Annotated in this window: 20 protein-coding genes and 1 pseudogene; 15 read left to right on the top strand and 6 right to left on the bottom strand. The window is 64.7% G+C overall.

What is annotated here, in order from left to right; genetic code table 11:
* Positions 1 to 32 precede the first annotated feature (32 nt).
* Complete coding sequence (gene queF, locus QEP15_RS16390) at positions 33 to 857, bottom strand: NADPH-dependent 7-cyano-7-deazaguanine reductase QueF (RefSeq protein ID WP_217618962.1); 825 nt, start codon at positions 855 to 857, stop codon at positions 33 to 35.
* A gap of 317 nt (positions 858 to 1,174) precedes the next feature.
* Between queF and aceA the strand changes: the two genes are divergently transcribed.
* Together aceA and QEP15_RS16380 are read left to right on the top strand one after the other, a co-directional pair.
* Positions 1,175 to 2,494, top strand: a complete 1,320-nt coding sequence (gene aceA, locus QEP15_RS16385) for an isocitrate lyase (RefSeq protein ID WP_056323915.1) — start codon at positions 1,175 to 1,177, stop codon at positions 2,492 to 2,494.
* A 205-nt stretch (positions 2,495 to 2,699) separates the two neighbouring features.
* Positions 2,700 to 2,846 carry a DUF1398 domain-containing protein gene (locus tag QEP15_RS16380; protein WP_280147739.1) on the top strand — a complete coding sequence of 49 codons (147 nt, stop codon included), beginning with the start codon at positions 2,700 to 2,702 and terminating at the stop codon, positions 2,844 to 2,846.
* A 21-nt stretch (positions 2,847 to 2,867) separates the two neighbouring features.
* On the opposite strand, the gene QEP15_RS16375 is transcribed toward QEP15_RS16380, so the two are convergent.
* Positions 2,868 to 3,932, bottom strand: coding sequence for an NAD(P)-dependent alcohol dehydrogenase (locus tag QEP15_RS16375; protein WP_152384908.1), 1,065 nt, complete (start codon positions 3,930 to 3,932; stop codon positions 2,868 to 2,870).
* Positions 3,933 to 4,038: 106 nt separating this feature from the next.
* Here QEP15_RS16375 and QEP15_RS16370 point away from each other — a divergent pair, with 106 nt between their 5' ends.
* A complete protein-coding gene (locus QEP15_RS16370) occupies positions 4,039 to 4,923 on the top strand; it encodes a LysR family transcriptional regulator (protein WP_280147738.1) in 885 nt (294 codons plus the stop codon).
* 28 nt (positions 4,924 to 4,951) lie between these two features.
* On the opposite strand, the pseudogene bioD reads toward QEP15_RS16370, so the two are convergent.
* Positions 4,952 to 5,869, bottom strand: a pseudogene (bioD, locus tag QEP15_RS16365) (dethiobiotin synthase); the annotation flags it as partial.
* A gap of 219 nt (positions 5,870 to 6,088) precedes the next feature.
* Between bioD and QEP15_RS16360 the strand changes: the two are divergent.
* From QEP15_RS16360 to QEP15_RS16310, 11 genes are all read left to right on the top strand, one after another.
* Entirely contained in the window at positions 6,089 to 7,066 is a 978-nt protein-coding gene (locus QEP15_RS16360; RefSeq protein WP_152384906.1) for a P-type ATPase actuator domain-containing protein, read from the top strand.
* Positions 7,063 to 7,224: a cbb3-type cytochrome oxidase assembly protein CcoS gene (gene ccoS, locus QEP15_RS16355; protein WP_062839088.1), complete on the top strand. Its 162-nt coding sequence runs from the start codon at positions 7,063 to 7,065 to the stop codon at positions 7,222 to 7,224. Before QEP15_RS16360 ends, ccoS begins: the two co-directional genes overlap by 4 nt.
* A 184-nt stretch (positions 7,225 to 7,408) precedes the next feature.
* Positions 7,409 to 8,896, top strand: coding sequence for a cytochrome-c oxidase, cbb3-type subunit I (gene ccoN / locus QEP15_RS16350; protein WP_152384905.1), 1,488 nt, complete (start codon positions 7,409 to 7,411; stop codon positions 8,894 to 8,896).
* 10 nt (positions 8,897 to 8,906) lie between these two features.
* Entirely contained in the window at positions 8,907 to 9,635 is a 729-nt protein-coding gene (ccoO, locus tag QEP15_RS16345; protein ID WP_056323935.1) for a cytochrome-c oxidase, cbb3-type subunit II, read from the top strand.
* Positions 9,636 to 9,637: 2 nt separating this feature from the next.
* Positions 9,638 to 9,814 carry a cbb3-type cytochrome oxidase subunit 3 gene (locus QEP15_RS16340; RefSeq protein ID WP_056323938.1) on the top strand — a complete coding sequence of 59 codons (177 nt, stop codon included), beginning with the start codon at positions 9,638 to 9,640 and terminating at the stop codon, positions 9,812 to 9,814.
* Complete coding sequence (gene ccoP / locus QEP15_RS16335) at positions 9,811 to 10,776, top strand: cytochrome-c oxidase, cbb3-type subunit III (RefSeq protein WP_062839086.1); 966 nt, start codon at positions 9,811 to 9,813, stop codon at positions 10,774 to 10,776. The genes QEP15_RS16340 and ccoP overlap by 4 nt, the downstream gene beginning before the upstream one ends.
* A gap of 74 nt (positions 10,777 to 10,850) precedes the next feature.
* On the top strand, positions 10,851 to 12,341 hold the full coding sequence (ccoG, locus tag QEP15_RS16330; RefSeq protein ID WP_128828608.1) for a cytochrome c oxidase accessory protein CcoG: 1,491 nt from the start codon (positions 10,851 to 10,853) through the stop codon (positions 12,339 to 12,341).
* Between the two features lie 36 nt (positions 12,342 to 12,377).
* Positions 12,378 to 12,650, top strand: a complete 273-nt coding sequence (locus QEP15_RS16325; protein WP_062839085.1) for a FixH family protein — start codon at positions 12,378 to 12,380, stop codon at positions 12,648 to 12,650.
* Positions 12,651 to 12,666: 16 nt separating this feature from the next.
* On the top strand, positions 12,667 to 12,903 hold the full coding sequence (locus tag QEP15_RS16320) for a hypothetical protein (RefSeq protein ID WP_056323947.1): 237 nt from the start codon (positions 12,667 to 12,669) through the stop codon (positions 12,901 to 12,903).
* 103 nt (positions 12,904 to 13,006) lie between these two features.
* Positions 13,007 to 13,930, top strand: coding sequence for an ABC transporter ATP-binding protein (locus QEP15_RS16315; RefSeq protein WP_056324626.1), 924 nt, complete (start codon positions 13,007 to 13,009; stop codon positions 13,928 to 13,930).
* On the top strand, positions 13,927 to 14,688 hold the full coding sequence (locus QEP15_RS16310; protein WP_056323950.1) for an ABC transporter permease: 762 nt from the start codon (positions 13,927 to 13,929) through the stop codon (positions 14,686 to 14,688). The genes QEP15_RS16315 and QEP15_RS16310 overlap by 4 nt, the downstream gene beginning before the upstream one ends.
* A 119-nt stretch (positions 14,689 to 14,807) precedes the next feature.
* Here the strand turns inward: QEP15_RS16310 and QEP15_RS16305 are convergent, their stop codons facing one another.
* Both QEP15_RS16305 and QEP15_RS16300 read right to left on the bottom strand, forming a co-directional pair.
* The gene (locus QEP15_RS16305; RefSeq protein ID WP_152384903.1) at positions 14,808 to 15,209 is read right to left on the bottom strand and encodes a DUF4168 domain-containing protein; all 402 of its coding nucleotides are present in this window, start codon (positions 15,207 to 15,209) and stop codon (positions 14,808 to 14,810) included.
* Positions 15,210 to 15,419: 210 nt separating this feature from the next.
* Positions 15,420 to 16,235 (bottom strand): sulfite exporter TauE/SafE family protein, encoded by an 816-nt coding sequence (locus tag QEP15_RS16300; RefSeq protein ID WP_175155864.1) that lies wholly within the window; start codon positions 16,233 to 16,235, stop codon positions 15,420 to 15,422.
* A gap of 149 nt (positions 16,236 to 16,384) precedes the next feature.
* Between QEP15_RS16300 and QEP15_RS16295 the strand changes: the two genes are divergently transcribed.
* On the top strand, positions 16,385 to 17,182 hold the full coding sequence (locus tag QEP15_RS16295) for an AraC family transcriptional regulator (protein WP_280147736.1): 798 nt from the start codon (positions 16,385 to 16,387) through the stop codon (positions 17,180 to 17,182).
* Here the strand turns inward: QEP15_RS16295 and trhA are convergent.
* Complete coding sequence (gene trhA, locus QEP15_RS16290; RefSeq protein WP_108697030.1) at positions 17,179 to 17,823, bottom strand: PAQR family membrane homeostasis protein TrhA; 645 nt, start codon at positions 17,821 to 17,823, stop codon at positions 17,179 to 17,181. The two genes, QEP15_RS16295 and trhA, sit on opposite strands and share 4 nt — an antisense overlap.
* Between the last annotated feature and the right edge of the window lie 87 nt (positions 17,824 to 17,910).

The following is a 17,910-nucleotide window of genomic DNA, read 5'->3' as shown; positions in this document are numbered from 1 at the left end:
CCCTCGGGCGGCCGTTTCTCGTGGCAGGCGGGCTACTGGCGGACGGTTCGTCTATCGGCCGGCGGCGCCGCCTCGAAGTTGCTGCGCCAGGGATTGATGTCCAGTCCGCCGCGGCGCGTGTAGCGCGCATACACCGTCAAGTGCTCCGGGCCGCACGCCTGCATGATGTCGCTGAAGATGCGCTCGACACAGTGCTCGTGGAATTCGGCGTGCTGGCGGAACGACACCACATAGCGCAGCAGCGACTCGCGATCGATCGGCTTGCCGCGGTAGCGGATCTGCACCGTGGCCCAATCGGGTTGGCCGGTCACGGGGCAGTTCGACTTCAAGAGGCGCGACGCCAGCGTTTCCTCGACCACGTCGCCCGGCCGGGTGCGCAGCAGCTCGGGGGCGGGCTCATAGGTGTCGATCTCGATATCCAGCTTGTCGATGTAGATGCCGTCCAGCTCGCCCATCTGCAGCTCGGAAAAGCGCTGCGGCAAGAAGAAGTCCAGGCCCACCGGCGCGCCCGCGGCGGCGCTCAGGTCGCGTTCCAGCCGGCCGCGCAGGGCCGCTGAATTGACCAGTCGGGTCTGGTTGAACGAGTTCAGGTACAGCTTGAACGACTTGGATTCGATGATGTTGGGGCTGTCGGCCGGCACCGAGAACGTCGCCATCGCCACCCGCGGCTTGCCCTTGGCGTCCAGCCACGACAGCTCGTAGGCGTTCCACAGGTCCACCCCGGTAAAGGGCAGGTTGCCGTCATTCAGATTGAGCGCCGCGCGGTTGTGCGAGCGCGCAATGGGGAACAGCAGCGAGGGATCGTATTGCGAGGCGTAGGCCACGCTCTGCCCGAGAGGGCCGTGAGACAGGGTCATAGCAGGAATTCAAAAACGGGATGACGGCATTGTAGGCGTTGAGAGGGGCCCGATTTTCCACAACGTGAAATGTAACTCTCGGCATGTGAAAGCCCGTGTTGCGCAGCAGCGGGGCGGCATTTCATAAACGACAATCGCATTTCATTATACAAAATAGTCTTCATAACTCATTGATTTAAATGGCTAACATTTTTCGTCTTGTATAAGACCTGCCTTCACATTGCTCCGCAGCACAGGCATAGACTTTCTCCAACGATTCACGCAATGCACGACGCGAATCCTTTGAAGTTCTCTCACTACTGACCAGGAGCATCACCATGAGCAATCGCGAAACCGAAATCCGCAACCTGCAGAAAGATTGGGCCGAAAACAGCCGGTGGCAGGGCATCAAGCGCGACTACAGCGCCGAAGACGTCATCCGCCTGCGCGGCTCGATCAGCGTCGAACACACGCTTGCCCGCCGCGGCGCCACGCGCCTCTGGGAACTCCTGCACAGCGAGCCGTTCGTCAATTCGCTGGGTGCCCTGACCGGCAACCAGGCCATGCAGCAGGTCAAGGCCGGCCTGAAGGCTATCTATCTGTCGGGCTGGCAGGTCGCCGGCGACGCCAACCTGGCCGGCGAAATGTATCCCGACCAGTCGCTCTATCCCGCCAACTCCGTGCCGCAGGTGGTTCGCCGCATCAACAATTCGTTGACGCGCTGCGACCAGATCCAGTGGATGGAAGGCAAGAACCCCGGCGATGAAGGCTACATCGACTTCTTCGCGCCCATCGTGGCGGACGCCGAAGCCGGTTTCGGCGGCGTGCTCAACGCCTATGAACTGATGAAGGCCATGATCGAGGCGGGCGCGTCGGGCGTCCACTTCGAAGACCAGCTCGCTTCCGTGAAGAAGTGCGGCCACATGGGCGGCAAGGTGCTGGTGCCCACCCGCGAGGCCGTGTCCAAGCTGGTGTCGGCCCGCCTGGCCGCCGACACGATGGGCACGCCGACGTTGCTGCTGGCCCGTACCGATGCCGACGCCGCCGACCTGGTCACCAGCGACGTCGATGAAAACGATCGTCCGTTCATCACCGGCGAGCGCACGGTGGAAGGTTTCTTCCGCACCCGCGCCGGCATCGACCAAGCCATTTCCCGCGGTCTGGCCTACGCGCCGTACGCCGACCTGATCTGGTGCGAAACGTCCACGCCCAACCTGGAATACGCCCGCAAGTTCGCGGACGCCATCCATCGCCAATTCCCGGGCAAGCTGCTGGCCTACAACTGCTCGCCGTCGTTCAACTGGAAGAAGAACCTGGACGACGGCACCATCGCCAAGTTCCAGCGAGAGCTGGGCGCCATGGGCTACAAATTCCAGTTCATCACGCTGGCCGGCTTCCACGCGCTGAACTACGGCATGTTCGAGCTGGCCCACGGCTACGCCCGCCGCCAGATGAGCGCCTTCGTGGAACTGCAGCAGAAGGAATTTGCCGCCGCCGAAATGGGCTTTACCGCCGTGAAGCACCAGCGCGAAGTGGGCACCGGTTACTTCGACGCCGTGACCCAGACGATCGAGGGCGGCAAGTCGTCCACGACCGCGCTGACCGGCTCGACCGAAGAGGCGCAGTTCGAACACGGCAAGGCGCAGAAGGCTGCGTAAGCCGGCAGCGCCCGGCCAGTCCCGCGGGACGCCGGGCGCCGCATGCAGGTGTGTAGTCGCAGGTGCTGTTGTAGGGTGGATTCAAGGGTGCCTGCGGGCACCCTCTTTTTTTGTTTCGCGATGGCGCGATTCCCGCAGTACGCTGGACGGTGCGAAGGCCGAGGCGCCGGAACGGTCTTCTCCTTTTCACCGTCAGGAGCCATCCATGAACGCGTCCACGCAAACCATCATTCGTGAAACCGCGGAGGCATCCGCCCAAGGCCGCATCCACTTCGGCCAAGTCATCAGTCAACTGGCGGGCGCAGGGGTCGAATCCTATGTGGTCGACTACCGGTCCCGCCGCAACGCCTAGAAGGCCCTCGGGGAAGCAGGCTTACGCGGCAGCGCGCGTTTCCTTCAGCGACGCCATGTCGATCACGAAGCGATACTTCACATCGTTCTTCACCAGCCGCTCGTAGGCCTCGTTCACGGCCTGGATCGGCACGATTTCCACGTCGCTGACGATGTTGTGCTCGGCGCAGAAATCCATCATTTCCTGCGTCTCCTGCATCCCGCCGATCGCCGAGCCGGCCAGCGACTTGCGGCCCATGATGAGGTTGGCGCCGGGGATCGGATCCAGCGGCGTCAGCGCGCCCACCAGCGCCATGGTGCCGTCAAGCGCCAGCAGGGCCATGTAGGGATTGACGTCGTGGCTGACGGGAACCGTGTTCAGCAGGAAGTCGAACGTGCCGGCGTGCGCCGCCATGGCGTCGGCATCGCGCGAGACCAGCACCTCGTCCGCGCCCAGGCGCTTGGCATCGCGGGCCTTGTCGGCCGAAGTCGTGATCATCACCACATGCGCGCCCATTGCATGCGCAAACTTCACGCCCATGTGGCCCAGGCCACCCAGCCCGATGACGCCGACCTTCTTGCCCGGCCCCACCTTCCAGTGGCGCAGCGGGGAATAGGTGGTGATGCCGGCGCACAGCAGCGGCGCGACGGCCTTGAGGTCGAGCTTGTCGGACACCTTCACGACGAAGTGCTCGGTCACCACGATGCGATCGGAGTAGCCGCCGAACGTCAGCTGGTCGCTGCCGCGCTCCCTGTCGTTGTAGGTGAGCGTGGCGTTCTCTTCGCAATATTGTTCGAGGTTCAGACGGCACGCCTTGCAATGGCGGCACGAGTCCACCATGCAGCCCACGCCGGCGTAGTCGCCGACCTTGAATCGCGTCACGTTCTTGCCCACTTGCGCGACGCGGCCAATGATTTCGTGGCCGGGCACCATCGGGTACATGGAATTGCCCCAGTCGCCGCGCGCCTGGTGCAGGTCGGAGTGGCAGATGCCGCTGTACAGGATGTCGATCAGCACGTCATCGTCGCCCGGTTCACGGCGGGTGAAGCTGAAGGGAACCAGCGGAGTGTCGGCGCTGTGCGCGGCGTAGCCTTGGGCTTGGATCATGACGGCCTCTTGGGATGTTTATTGAGCAGGCGTTCACAATAAGCCCGCCGTCAACCCACTTCAAGCTAGAATTTCGGCATGATTTATTGAATAAATTTGCATAATCATGTCGCTCGACAACTTATCCCATCTTGCCGCGTTCTCGGCGGTTGCCCGTCTGGGCAGCTTCCGCAAGGCGGGCGAAGAGCTCAGCCTGTCCACCTCGGCGGTCAGCTACGCCATCCGCAACCTGGAAGAGCGGCTTGAGGTGAACCTGTTCAACCGCACCACGCGCAGCGTGGCCCTGACCGAAGCCGGCCACCGCCTGGCCGAGCGCCTGCAGCCGGTGCTGCATGGCCTGGGCGACGCACTGGACGAAATGAACCACTTTCGCGGTTCCGCCGCCGGCACGCTGCGCATCAACACGTCGCGCGCGGCCTCGTACCTGGTGCTGATGCCCATGGCGGCCCGTTTTCTGGCTGCTTATCCGGACATCCGCCTGGAAATAGGGGAAGACGACAGTTTTGTGGACATCGTGAAATCCGGCTTCGACGCGGGCGTGCGTTTGCTTGAAGCCGTGCCCGAGGACATGGTCGCGGTTCCCATCGGCCCGCCGCTGCGCGCGGTGGTGGTGGCGTCGCCCGCCTATCTGCAGGGGCGCGAGGCGCCCCGGACGCCGGCCGACCTGCTGCGGCACGACTGCGTGCGCTACCGGTTTCCCAGCGGCCGCTATTTCAAATGGGAGTTCGAGAAAGACGGCGAAAAGGTGGAAATCGACGTGCCGGGCCGCATAGCCCTGAGCGACGTGCACGCCGAAGTGCGCGCGGCCTGCGATGGCATCGGCATCGGCTACGTTCCCGAAAGCTACGTGGCGGACCTGCTTGCATCGGGCAGGCTGGTGCGGCTGCTGGAGGATTGGTGTCCCGTGATTCCGGGTTTCATGCTGTATTACCCCCGGCAGCGCCGCGTCTCATCGGCGCTGCGGGCGTTCATCGACATGGCCCGGCAGTGATGCCGGGCGCGGCGGACTGGCGTCTGGGCTAGTCCGCTTCGGTTTCGGCGTCATACAGCGCCGCCAGGCATTCGGCCAGCGGCGCGATGCCCTGGGCCAATGCATCGACGGCCGCGGCGTCCACGCGCGGCAGCGGCGGGATCTCCGCCAGCACGCGCACGCCGCCAAAGCGCTCGATGGCTTCCTTGTTGCCCGCGGACGGCGGGCCGCTCATGACCACGCCCAGCACGGGGATGCCGCGCCGCTGCAACGCCTTCAGGCTCAGCAAGGTGTGGTTGATGGTGCCCAGTCCGCTGCGCGCCGCCAGCACCACCGGCATGTCCAGTCGCGCGATCAGGTCGATCATCATGTGCGTGTCGTCGATCGGCACATACAGGCCGCCCGCGCCTTCCACAATCAGCGGTGACCGCGTCGCGGGCGGCACGATGGTCGTGGCGTCGACGACCGTGTCTTCCAGCGTGGCGGCCGCCCACGGCGACAGCGGCGCCTGCAGCACGTAGGCAGGCAGGTGCAGGCGCTCGGGCGGCAACCGCGCCAGGTGGGCGACGGTGTCGGTGTCGCCGGGCTCTTCGGCCACGCCCGTCTGCACCGGCTTCCAGTAATCGGCATTCCAGGCACGGGCCAGGATGGCCGACACCAGGGTTTTGCCGATGCCGGTATCGGTGCCCGTCACAAAAACGCCATTAGGCCGCTGCATGGTCTTTCTCCACATACCGTACGCCAGGTGATACGTCACCGTGGCGCCTTGTTCGTCAAACTCGGCCAGCACCCGGCGCAGTTGCGCCGCGCCCAGCGGCGGGCGGCCGGGCGCATGGGTGGTCGCGCCGATGCCCTTCAGGCCGCGCAGAACATGCAGGCCGTCAGGATGATCTTGTATCAGGCGTTCGCCGCGCACGCCACCGGCCATATCGGCCATGGCCGGACGGATGGCGTGGGCGGGCGGATGGGGGGCGGACAGGGGGGGGGCGGACAGGGGGACGGACAGGGGTACGGACAGGGGGACGGACAGGGGGGGACGGACAGGGGGGGACGGACAGGGGGGGACGGACAGGGGGGGACGGACAGGGGGGGACGGACAGGGGGCGGCCGGTGCGGCGGCAAATCGCCACGACGGCCTTGATTCAGATCAAGGCGGCCGGGGGCGGGCCTGATTACCATCGCCATCATGCGTGCCAAATCCATTTTCGCCGTCCCGGCCAGCCTGCCCGACGCCGACCGCCAGCAACGCCGCCACGCGCTGGTGCGGCTGTCGCTCGCGTGGCTGGCGATGATGCAGGTCATGATGTTCGCGTGGCCCGGCTATCTGCGCCACGAATCCATGCCCGCCGACGCGCTCGAAACCCTGGATTGGGCCATCGTCCTCATGAACTGGGCCAGCTTCGCGCTGACCGTGCCCGTTGTCCTGTATTCGGCATGGCCCATCTGGCGCCATGCCGGCGCCAACCTGCGGCAGGGGCGCGCCGGCATGGACGTGCCCGTGGCGCTTGGCATCGTCGCCGCCTTCATCCCCAGCGTGCACGCCACCTACACCGGCCACGGCGAAGTCTATTTCGACTCGGTCACGATGTTCGTGGCGTTCCTGCTCACCGCGCGCTACCTCGAACTGTGCGCCCGCCAATCGTTCGGCGGCGCGGGTTCCGCCGGCCGCCGCCATGCCCGCGTCGAAGACCAGCGTCTGCTATTGGGGGCGCGCGCCGACCGCGTGGCGTCCCGGTTCGTCCTGGCGCAGGTGGCGCTGGCGCTGGCCGCCGCCGCCGGCTGGGCCTACATCGATCCCGCCCACAGCATTCCCGTCATGGTGGCGCTGCTGGTCATGAGCTGCCCCTGCGCCATGTCCATGGCCGTGCCCACCGCCATGGCGTCCGCGCACAGCGCCCTGGCGGCGCACCCCGACATGCCCGAGTCCGCGCTGGACGCGCTGCTTGCCGAGGCGCGGCGCAAGGCGCGGCAGAACCTTTACGGCTCGCTCGTCTGGCACCTGCTGATGACGCCGCTGGCCCTGGTCGGCTGGGTCACGCCCTGGCTGGCTGCCATCACCATGCTGCTGTCGTCGCTAGCGGTGGCCTACAACTCGTGGCGCCTGTGCCGCCGCGACTGGTCGGGCGCCACGGCGGCCGGCAGCGCGCTCGGGGCGGCATCATGACCATCCTCTACCTTCTGCTGCCGCTCTCGCTGCTCTTTGTCCTGGCCATCGGCGTATCGCTGTGGTGGGCCGTTTTCAATGGCCAGTACGACGACACCGACAACGCCGGCACGGCCATCCTGCGCGACGACGACAGCGGCGCCGCCGGCCGCCGCTGACGGTCGCGTGCCGCTCGCCGCGGCCGCCGGCCAGGTCTTTTCACGGCCAGATACCCCTAAGAGCGTTGCGGTTATGCAGCGATGTCCAAGGCGTCGCACCCCGGTTGATCCAAATCAACGCCGACTCCTGTGACTAGTCCCATCATCGAAGCCTGGAAGTTCTTGTTACTTTAGGGGATGGGTGATGAACGATTGCCCCGCAATCGCAAGCAAGTCCGATACCTTCAACTACAAGGTCGTGAGGCAGTTCGCAATCATGACCGTGGTCTGGGGCATTGTCGGCATGGCTGTCGGTGTGTTTCTTGCCGCGCAGCTAATTTGGCCTCAGTTGAATTTCGACACCGCATGGCTCAGCTACGGCCGCCTGCGCCCGCTGCACACCAACGCCGTGATCTTCGCCTTCGGCGGCAGCGCTCTTTTCGCGACGTCCTACTACGTCGTGCAGCGCACCTGTCAGGCGCGCCTGTTCGGCGACAAACTCGCCGCCTTCACGTTCTGGGGCTGGCAGGTCGTCATCGTCGCGGCCGCGATTACCTTGCCCATGGGTTTTACCAGCAGCAAGGAATACGCCGAACTCGAATGGCCCATCGACATCCTGATCACGCTGGTCTGGGTCGCCTACGCCATCGTGTTCTTCGGCACCATCATCAAGCGCCGGTCCAAGCACATCTACGTCGCCAACTGGTTCTTCGGCTCGTACATCCTCACCATCGCCATCCTGCACATCTTCAACAACATTGAAATGCCGGTGTCGATGTGGAAGTCCTACTCCGCCTACGCCGGCGTGCAGGACGCCATGGTGCAGTGGTGGTACGGCCACAACGCGGTGGGCTTCTTCCTGACCACCAGCTTCCTGGGCATGATGTATTACTTCGTGCCCAAGCAGGCCGGCCGTCCCATCTACTCGTATCGCCTGTCCATCGTCCACTTCTGGGCGCTGGCCTTCACGTACATGTGGGCGGGCCCGCACCACCTGCTGTACACGTCGCTGCCCGACTGGACCCAGTCGCTGGGCATGACCTTCTCGCTGATCCTGCTGGCGCCTTCCTGGGGCGGCATGATCAACGGCATCATGACCCTGCAGGGCGCCTGGTACAAGCTGCGCACCGATCCGATCCTGAAGTTCATGGTCACCGCGCTGTCGTTCTACGGCATGTCCACGTTCGAAGGCTCGATGATGTCGATCCGCACCGTGAACGCGCTGTCGCACTACACGGACTGGACCATCGGCCACGTGCACTCCGGCGCGCTGGGCTGGGTCGCCATGATTTCGTTCGGCTCGCTCTACTACCTGATCCCGCGCCTGTACGGCCGCGAAAAGATGTACAGCGTCAAGGCCATCGAACTGCACTTCTGGATCGCGACCATCGGCGTGGTGCTGTACATCGCCGCCATGTGGATCGCCGGCGTGCAGCAAGGCCTGATGTGGCGCGACACGGCGCCGGACGGCACCCTGGTCTACAGCTTCGTCGAAGAACTGAAGACGCGCGTTCCGTACTACCTGATCCGTTTGCTGGGTGGAACCCTGTTCTTGTGCGGTGTGTTCGTCATGGCCTGGAACGTATGGAAGACGGTGAGCGGCGCCACGGCGGTCAATCCCGCCATTCCGCAAGACGATCCCCATGCCGCCCGTCCGACGGTCCCCGCGACCGCCGTGCCGGCCACTGTTTGACGAGGACATCATGGCCAACAAGAATCACGGCTTCTTTTCTCACCAGACCCTCGAGAAGAACATCGGCTGGATGATCATCGCCAGCATCCTGGTGGTCTCCTTCGCGGGCCTGGTCCAGATCATCCCGCTGTTCTTCCAGCACAGCACCACCCAGCCCGTGGCGGGCGTCGAACCCTACAGCCCGCTGCGGCTGATGGGCCGCGACGTCTACATCCGCGAAGGCTGCGTCGGCTGCCACTCGCAGCAGGTCCGCGTGCTCGCCGCCGAGGTCCAGCGCTACGGGTCGTACTCCGTGGCGGCTGAATCGGTCTTCGACCACCCGTTCCTGTGGGGCTCCAAGCGTACCGGCCCCGACCTGGCCCGCGTGGGCGAGCGTTACTCCGACGACTGGCACCGCATCCACCTGCGCGATCCGCGCAAGGTGGTGCCGGAATCCAACATGCCCGCCTATCCGTGGCTTGAAAAGACGGTCATCACCGGCCAGAACGTCGACCAGCGCATGCGCGCCCTGCGCGCCCTGGGCGTGCCCTACACCGACGAGGAAATCGCCGCCGCGCCGAAGGCCATCGAAGGCAAGACCGAAGAAGACGCGCTGGTGGCCTACCTGCAAGGGTTGGGCGTAGGCGTTCGCAAGGCGCAGCTGGCCAAGCAGGCTGAAGAAGCCAAGAAGGCCGAAGAAGCCAAGAAGTCCCAGCAGTCCTCGGCGCAGCCGGCCGCTCAAGCGGCCTCGGGAGGCTGATCATGGTCGGCTATATCAGCGCAATCGTCACCGCCATCTCGATGGCGACCTTTTTCGGCATCGTCTGGTGGGCCTGCTCGCGCGGCCGCCAGAGCGCCAACCGCGAATCGGCCATGCTGCCGTTCGCACTGCCCGATGAATTCGGGCAGGCACAACAAGATGGAGCGAATCGGTCATGAGCGATTTCGTCAATGGCTTCTGGGGGTATTTCATCTCGATCGTCGCCGTGGGCGGGGTGGTGTGGTGCGTGTGGCTGCTGTACACGCAACGCCGCTGGCTCAGCGCCAAGCCGGCCAGTGGCCAGGTCGAGGACACCGGTCACGTCTGGGACGGCGACCTGACCGAGCTCAACAACCCGGTCCCCACCTGGTGGACGTGGATGTATCTGCTGGCCTGCGCCTTTGCGCTGGGTTACCTGTTCCTGATGCCGGGCCTGGGCGAGTACAAGGGCAAGCTGGGATACAGCAGCACCGAGGAAGTGGCGCAGCAGCAGGCCAAGATGGCCGAGGCCGTGCGTCCCATCTACGCACGCTTCGAAACCATGACCGTGCCGCAGATCGCACAGGATCCGGGCGCCCGCGAAATCGGCCAGCGCCTTTTCCTGAACACCTGCGCGCAGTGCCACGGTTCCGACGCCAAGGGCGCGCCCAGCTTCCCCAACCTGACCGACGGCGACTGGCTGCACGGCGGCTCGCCCGAAGCCATCATGCAAACCATCAAGCAAGGCCGCCACGGCATCATGCCGCCCTGGAAGGACTCGATCGATCCCAAGATGGCCGGCGACATCGCGCAGTACGTGCGTTCGCTGTCGGGCCTGACCGCCGATCCGGTCCGCGTGTTCCGCGGCAAGCGCGAGTTCGCCAACTTCTGCGTCGCCTGTCACGGTGTCGATGGCAAGGGCAACCAGCTCGTCGGCGCGCCGAACCTGACCGACGACGTCTGGCTCTACGGCAGCTCGGAAGCCAGCATCGTCAAGACCATTCTTGAAGGCCGCGACAACCGCATGCCGGCACACGAACACATCCTGAGCCCCGAGCAGATCAAGATCCTGACTGCCTGGGTCTGGGGTCTGTCGAACAAGCCCGATGCGCAGAAGCAGGCCGCCGCATCGCCCGCCGAATCCGGCGCGGCCAAGCAGTGAGCCGGCAGCACGTAAATGGACGGCCGCGCAGCGGCCTTCCATATCACTAAGCACTAACCAGCACGGAGCAGCAAATGGAAGATGGGTCAACCGCAAGCGTCAGCAGTTCGCCTGGCGGTGACCCGCCGCCTTGGCGGCCGCATACGCGGCCGCCGCGTCCTGGCCAGGAAACCCTGGAACAGACGCTGGCGGGGGTGCGAAGCAAGATCTACCCGCGGTCCGTCAGCGGCATATTTGCCCGCTGGCGCATCGCGTTCGTCTTCATCACGCAGATCATCTTCTACGGTTTGCCCTGGCTGCAATGGAACGGGCGACAGGCCGTGCTGTTCGACCTGGGCGCGCGCAAGTTCTATTTGTTCGGACTGGTGCTCTGGCCGCAGGACGTCGTCTATCTTGCCGTGCTGCTGGTCATCTCGGCATTGGCGCTGTTTCTTTTCACGGCGGTGGCCGGGCGCCTGTTCTGCGGCTACGCCTGTCCGCAAACCGTCTACACCGAAATCTTCATGTGGATCGAGCGCAAGGTCGAAGGCGACCGCATTGCGCGCATCCGCCTGGACGAATCGCCCTGGACCTGGCGCAAGTTCCGCCTGAAATTCACCAAGCACTTCCTGTGGATCGCGCTGGCGTGGTGGACGGGATCCACGTTCATCGGCTACTTCGCGCCCATCCGCGAACTCGGCCACGAACTGTTCGCGCTCCAGCTCGGGCCGTGGCAATGGTTCTGGATGCTGTTCTACGGCTTTGCCACCTGGGGCAATGCCGGCTTCATGCGCGAATCGGTGTGCAAGTACATGTGCCCTTACGCTCGCTTCCAGAGCGTGATGGTCGATCCGGACACGTTCGTCGTCACGTACGACAAGCGCCGGGGCGACCCGCGCGGCGGCCGCTCGCGCAAGGTCGACCACAAGGCGCAAGGGCTGGGCGACTGTGTCGACTGCAGTCTCTGCGTGCAGGTCTGTCCGACGGGCATCGACATCCGTGACGGCCTGCAATACATGTGCATCGGCTGCGGCGCGTGCATCGACGCCTGTGAGCAGGTGATGGACAAGATGCAGTACGAACCCGGTCTTATCCGCTACACGTCCGAGCGCGCCATGCTGGACGGCCTGTCCACCAAGAGCGCGCGGTCGCATCTGCTGCGGCCTCGCGTGCTGATCTACGGCACGTTGATCCTGATTCTGGCGGTGGCCTTCGTGGCCTCGCTGGTGGTCCGCAACCCGTTGCGCGTCGACGTCATCCGAGACCGCGGCGTGCTGGGCCGCGAGGTGGCGGGCGGCATGATCGAAAACGTTTACCGCTTGCAGATCATCAACACCTCGGACGCGCCAATGCGCCTGCGCCTGACGGCCGAAGGCATGCCCGACCTGGCGGTGATGGCGGGACAGCAGGGATCGGACGTGGTCGAGGTCGAGCCCGCCGCCAACAAGCTGGTGCCGATGGTCATCCGCGCCCCGGCGGGGGCCACGCCCGGCGCGCATGCCATCACGCTGCGCGCCAAGGGGCAGGACGGCGAGAACCGCCAGGTCGAAACTGATGAAGCCGCCAGTTTCTACGTGCCCGAGTAGGGCTGACACTCGCCCTGGGCACAACAAGGACATTTCATGAACGCTGCACACATCACCCTCGAATCCGCCGACCCGGCGCATCCCGTCAAGCCCTGGTACCGCGAGCCCTGGCCGTGGATCCTGATGGCGGGTCCGTTTGCCGCCATGATAGGCTGCTTCATCACGATCTACTTTGCGATGACCCAGTTTGCCAGCCAGCCCATCCAGGAGGGCGTGGTCAAGCGGGGGCTGGTCATCGAACAGACCGCGCCTGCCGCGGCCGGGACGCAGTCGCCGGCGGCTGCCAGCCCGGCAGCCGCCAAACCTTGATCGGGGGAGTGCACGCATGGGATTGCGATCGCTGATGTGGATCCTGTGGCCATCGTTTTTGGCCGCCGCAGCGGGAAGCGCGCTGATCTTCGCCCTGATCGACCCGCTGGACGTGACCATTTTTGGATACGTTCCCACGGGCCGCATGGGCTTTTACACCGTATCGTTTTTCGTCTTGTGGGTGATGGCCGGCTTTTCCAGCGCGTTGACGGCCTACCTGATGCCAAAGGTGGAAGAGGACGAAGACTTCTAAGGCCAGTGTTTCCAAAAATCAAACACACCGTTCCGCCACGCTGAACAAGCAGGGTCTGCGCGGCGGGTAAAATCCTCCGGCTATGGTCAAGTTGGGGGCTCGCGTGCAGCCAGTCATTTCAGTACAAGGCTTATCCAAGCAATATGCGTCCGGATTCCAGGCGCTCAAGAACGTCAACCTGGACATCCAGCGCGGCGAGATTTTTGCGTTGCTCGGGCCGAACGGCGCGGGCAAGACCACGCTGATCAGCATCATCTGCGGCATCGTGAATCCCACCCAGGGCAAGGTGCTGGCCGACGGTCACGATATCGTGACGGACTTTCGCGCCGCGCGGTCCAAGATCGGATTGGTGCCGCAGGAAATTTCCACTGACGCCTTTGAAAGCGTGTGGAACACCGTCACCTTCAGCCGCGGGCTGTTCGGCAAGCCGGCGGATCCCGCCTATATTGAAAAGGTCCTGCGCGAGCTGTCGCTGTGGGACAAGAAAGACAGCCGCATCATGGCGCTGTCCGGCGGCATGAAGCGGCGAGTCATGATCGCCAAGGCGCTGTCGCACGAACCGGCCATCCTGTTCCTGGACGAGCCCACCGCGGGCGTCGACGTCGAATTGCGGCGCGGCATGTGGGAAATGGTGCGTCGGCTGCGCGAAAGCGGCGTCACCATCATCCTCACCACGCACTACATCGAAGAAGCCCAGGAAATGGCGGACCGCATCGGCGTCATCCGCAAGGGCGAGATCATCCTGGTCGAGGAAAAGAACGCGCTCATGGCCAAGCTGGGCAAGCGCCAGCTTGCGCTGACGTTGAAGGCGCCGCTGCCGGGCATCCCCACGGCGCTGGACGCCTATCAGCTTGAGCTGTCCGCCGATGGCTACAAGCTGGTCTATACCTATGACAACGAACGGGGCGGCGACATCTCGCGTCTGCTGCAGGACCTGAGCCGCCTGCAGATCGAATTTGCGGACCTGAATACCTCGGAAAGCTCGCTCGAGGACATCTTTGTCAGCCTGGTGCACGGTCAATCATGAACTTCTACGCCATACGCGCCATCTACCTCTTCGAAATGGCCCGCGCCTGGCGCACGCTGATGCAAAGCGTGCTGTCGCCGGTGATTTCGACCTCGCTTTATTTTGTCGTGTTCGGCTCGGCCATCGGATCGCACATGGTCGAAATCGACGGTGTAAGCTACGGCGCGTTCATCGTGCCCGGCATGATCATGCTGTCGCTGCTGACGCAAAGCGTCGCCAACGCCTCGTTCGGCATCTACATGCCGCGATTCTCCGGCACGATCTACGAGATCCATTCGGCGCCTATCTCCTACGTGGAGATCCTGATGGGCTACGTGGGAGCGGCCGCCAGCAAATCCATCATCCTGGGCCTCATCATGCTGGCCACCGCGCGTCTGTTCGTGACGTTCGACGTGGCGCACCCGTTCTGGATGCTGTCCTTCCTGGTGTTGACCGCGGTGACGTTCAGCCTGTTCGGCTTCATCATCGGCATCTGGGCCGACGGCTTTGAAAAGCTGCAGATCATTCCGCTGATGATCATCACGCCCCTGACGTTCCTGGGCGGCACGTTCTATTCCATCAACATGCTGCCGCCGTTCTGGCAGACCGTCACGCTGTTCAATCCCGTGGTCTACCTGGTCAGCGGTTTCCGCTGGGCGTTTTTCGGGGTGTCGGACGTCAGTATCGAAATCAGCGTGGGCATGACACTGGTCTTCCTGGTGGCGTGCCTGATTGGCGTGCGTTGGATCTTCAAGACGGGTTATCGCCTGAAGACCTGACAGGTCCAGTGAACAAGGCGCCGCGGCCCCAGCAGGGAGCGCGGCGCCGAGTCATCGAATTAGCCGCGTCGTACGCGAGCGGAATCCGATGTGGTGTCCGTTTGGGATGCCGTTGCAGGTCAGCGCTGCGCCGGCGCCATCTTCATCAGACGGTCGCGAAGCTGGGGATCTTGCTGCACGGCTTGGCCAATACCGTTGAATTCCTCGACCGACAGCCCATCGGCGCGGACAAGTTTGACCATCTTGGCGTCCGCTTCCTGAACGACCTTCTGCTTGGCGTCATCGGTCTTGGCGGCATCGACCTTGGGACGGTATTCGTCAACGACGCCCGAAATCTTCTGCGAAGCCGAAGCGAACTTCTGCAATTGTTGATCCGTCGGTTTCTGGATGGCGGGAGCCATGCCGGGCTGGGCCTGCGTCTGCGCCGGGGCCTGCGCGCTTTGTTGAGCCAGGGCGGGTGCACCGGACAGCGCCGTCGTCAGCACGGCGGCGGATAGGAATGCAAAAGTGGAACGCTGCATGAAAACTCCTTGTTCCGGTTGATAGTCCGACCATGATGACGATCCGGGCGGCCAGGGGACAAGTTTCGCGATGTGTTTTCCTGTTTCGGCAGGCCACGAGACGACCGAGCCTGTGCGGGGGGCACCCCGGGGCTGCGTCCGAAACGTTTTGCGCGGTTTCGTAGTCGCTGCTGGCCGCGATGTTTCCTTAGGTTTGCCGAAAATCGAGGGTTAGAGCGCGATCATGCTCAACATGACGAGAATCAGCAGCAGCACGTAGACGCGGGCGTGCACACGGTCGGGGATGCGCGGGATCAGCGGGGCGGCAAGGTGAATCCCGGCCAGCGACCCCATCGCAAGCACCGCGAAGGCCAATATGTCCACATACCCCACAATCCACGGCGCCAGCGCGTGGGGCAGGTCGCGCGCGGCGGCCAGGTAGGCCAGCGTGCCCGCCAGCGCGACCGGCAGCGATAGCGGATTGGCCATGGCGGCGGCCTTGGCCATGGGCAGGCCCCGCCGGCGCAGCAGCGGCACGGTCATGACGCTGCCTCCCACCCCTAGAAACGCGGCAATCATTCCGATGACGACGCCGCCGCCCATCGCAGTGATGCGGTCCAGCCCGCGCGGCCCCGCACCGTCTCGCCCAGACATGAAGCCCTGGCGCAGCACGCAATCCAGGACAGTCGCCGCCAGATAGACGATGAATGCATGGCGCACGAAGTCGCCGCCGGCGTGCATGGCGGCAAGCGCGCCCAGCAGTGCGCCCGCCGCGATATAACCCGCCAGCGGCCAGACGTATTCACCGATAAGGTTGCCGGCGCGCCAATGCTTGCGCGTGGCCGAGACCGAGTTGACGATCATCACGCACGTGGAAGTGGCCACCGCGATGTGCATCGCCGACTGGCGCATCGCGTCGTCCGCGCCATGCAGCGACGTCAACACCCCATATAGGGCCGGCACCACCACGAAACCCCCGCCAAAGCCGAACAGCACCGTCGTGACGCCGCTCAGACCGCCAAACAGCGCCAACACCAGATAAATCATGTCGTTGCCCAATCAGGAAAAGCGCCACGATAGGACGCCGGCGATTGGCCCGCTTTCGAGGGTGGGACAATGACGTTTTCGTTTCGGCCAACGCCTTGCGCCGTGGACGCGTCGCATCCAGGCTGGCGCCTCGCTCCCGGCAGATCCCCATGCGCAGTACCCATATCGACCGCTACGACAACCTGGACCGCCCGGTGGTGGCCATCGGCAACGACTATCCGCCCGGCGGTCTGCTGCCGGCGCATGCGCATCGGCGCGCGCAGTTGCTGTACGGGGCGACGGGCGTCATGCACGTCGTGACGCGCGACGGCAACTGGGTGGTGCCGCCGCAACGCGCCGTCTGGATTCCGGCGGGTGTGACGCATCAGGTCCGCATGCTGGGCGTCAGCACGCGAAGCGCGTACATCGAGCCGGGCGCGGTACGCGCGGACCGCACGGTCTGCGAGGTGATTGAAGTGTCCGCGCTGATGCGCGAGTTGTTGCTGGAGGCGGTGGACATGCCCGCCGCCTATGATCCGCGCGGCCGGGATGGGGCACTGGCGGCCTTGTTGCTGCACGAGATCGAGCGCGCGGCGGTTCTGCCCCTGCATATTCCGTTGCCGCGCGACAGGCGCCTGGCGCCGCTATGCCGCGCCTTCATTGCCGCGCCGGATGCGCGGATGCCGCCGCAGGCATGGGCCGACCGGCTGCACGTAAGCCTGCGCACGTTCAGCCGGGTTTTCCGGCAGCATACGGGCATGTCGTATCTGGCCTGGCGGCAGCGCGCTTGTGTGGTGCTGGCGCTGGCGCGCCTGGCCGAGGGCGACCCCGTCACGGCCATTGCGCTGGATTTCGGGTATCAAAGCCCTGCGGCGTTTTCAACGATGTTCCGTCGCGTGCTGGGCCATCCCCCTACGGCATATTTGCGGCAGGCGCCCGCGGCTGCCCGGGCGCCGCTGCGGCGTTAGGCGGCGTACCAGAACACGGCAAAGAAGTGGCAGACGGTGCCGGCCAGCACGAACAGATGCCAGATGAAATGGCTGTAGCGCCAGCGGTTGTCGAAGACGAAAAACACCACGCCGCCGGTGTACGCCAGGCCGCCCGCCACGAGCCACCACAGCCCCCCCGACGGCACCAGCTCAAGCAGCGGTTTGACCGCGATGACGACGATCCAGCCCATTGCCAGGTACAGGCCGGTGGACAGCGCGGGCCGGTTGAGCCGCTTGCTCGCCTTCAGGCCCACGCCCAGCAGCGCCAGGCCCCAGACGAGTCCAAAGAGGGTCCAGCCCCACGGTCCGCGCAGCGCGCCCAGCGCGAACGGCGTGTAGGTGCCGGCGATGAGCAGGTAGATGGCCGAATGGTCCAGTACGTTGAAGATCTGCTTGGCGCGGCACCGCGGCAGCGCGTGATAGATGGTGGACGCGAGGTACAGCAGGCACATCGACGCCGCGAATACGGCGGCGCCGGCAATGAAGGCCGCATCGCCCTGGCGCACTGCGGCGGCGATCAGGAGCGGTGCGCCAGCCAGCGCGCCTGCGGCGCCAAGTCCGTGGCTGATGCTGTTGGCGATTTCTTCGCCCAGGGTCTGGGGTCGGTCGTTGGGAAACATGGGGGACCTGTTTGTGACAAGTTGCCCACCATAGGCCTTTTGGTTCGGGCGCTCAAGCGCAAGGGTTCAGTTCGGCCGGCCGATACC

This window comes from Achromobacter mucicolens (assembly GCF_029866465.1).
GTDB classification, from domain to species: Bacteria; Pseudomonadota; Gammaproteobacteria; order Burkholderiales; family Burkholderiaceae_B; genus Achromobacter; species Achromobacter mucicolens.
This window is presented reverse-complemented; position numbering and strand designations above follow the sequence as displayed.

Coding starts and splice junctions, on each gene's coding strand:
- queF (WP_217618962.1), bottom strand. CDS start 857: ATGACCCTGTCTCACGGCCCTCTCGGGCAGAGCGTGGCCTACGCCTCG.
- aceA (WP_056323915.1), top strand. CDS start 1,175: ATGAGCAATCGCGAAACCGAAATCCGCAACCTGCAGAAAGATTGGGCC.
- QEP15_RS16380 (WP_280147739.1), top strand. CDS start 2,700: ATGAACGCGTCCACGCAAACCATCATTCGTGAAACCGCGGAGGCATCC.
- QEP15_RS16375 (WP_152384908.1), bottom strand. CDS start 3,932: ATGATCCAAGCCCAAGGCTACGCCGCGCACAGCGCCGACACTCCGCTG.
- QEP15_RS16370 (WP_280147738.1), top strand. CDS start 4,039: ATGTCGCTCGACAACTTATCCCATCTTGCCGCGTTCTCGGCGGTTGCC.
- QEP15_RS16360 (WP_152384906.1), top strand. CDS start 6,089: ATGCGTGCCAAATCCATTTTCGCCGTCCCGGCCAGCCTGCCCGACGCC.
- ccoS (WP_062839088.1), top strand. CDS start 7,063: ATGACCATCCTCTACCTTCTGCTGCCGCTCTCGCTGCTCTTTGTCCTG.
- ccoN (WP_152384905.1), top strand. CDS start 7,409: ATGAACGATTGCCCCGCAATCGCAAGCAAGTCCGATACCTTCAACTAC.
- ccoO (WP_056323935.1), top strand. CDS start 8,907: ATGGCCAACAAGAATCACGGCTTCTTTTCTCACCAGACCCTCGAGAAG.
- QEP15_RS16340 (WP_056323938.1), top strand. CDS start 9,638: ATGGTCGGCTATATCAGCGCAATCGTCACCGCCATCTCGATGGCGACC.
- ccoP (WP_062839086.1), top strand. CDS start 9,811: ATGAGCGATTTCGTCAATGGCTTCTGGGGGTATTTCATCTCGATCGTC.
- ccoG (WP_128828608.1), top strand. CDS start 10,851: ATGGAAGATGGGTCAACCGCAAGCGTCAGCAGTTCGCCTGGCGGTGAC.
- QEP15_RS16325 (WP_062839085.1), top strand. CDS start 12,378: ATGAACGCTGCACACATCACCCTCGAATCCGCCGACCCGGCGCATCCC.
- QEP15_RS16320 (WP_056323947.1), top strand. CDS start 12,667: ATGGGATTGCGATCGCTGATGTGGATCCTGTGGCCATCGTTTTTGGCC.
- QEP15_RS16310 (WP_056323950.1), top strand. CDS start 13,927: ATGAACTTCTACGCCATACGCGCCATCTACCTCTTCGAAATGGCCCGC.
- QEP15_RS16305 (WP_152384903.1), bottom strand. CDS start 15,209: ATGCAGCGTTCCACTTTTGCATTCCTATCCGCCGCCGTGCTGACGACG.
- QEP15_RS16300 (WP_175155864.1), bottom strand. CDS start 16,235: ATGATTTATCTGGTGTTGGCGCTGTTTGGCGGTCTGAGCGGCGTCACG.
- QEP15_RS16295 (WP_280147736.1), top strand. CDS start 16,385: ATGCGCAGTACCCATATCGACCGCTACGACAACCTGGACCGCCCGGTG.
- trhA (WP_108697030.1), bottom strand. CDS start 17,823: ATGTTTCCCAACGACCGACCCCAGACCCTGGGCGAAGAAATCGCCAAC.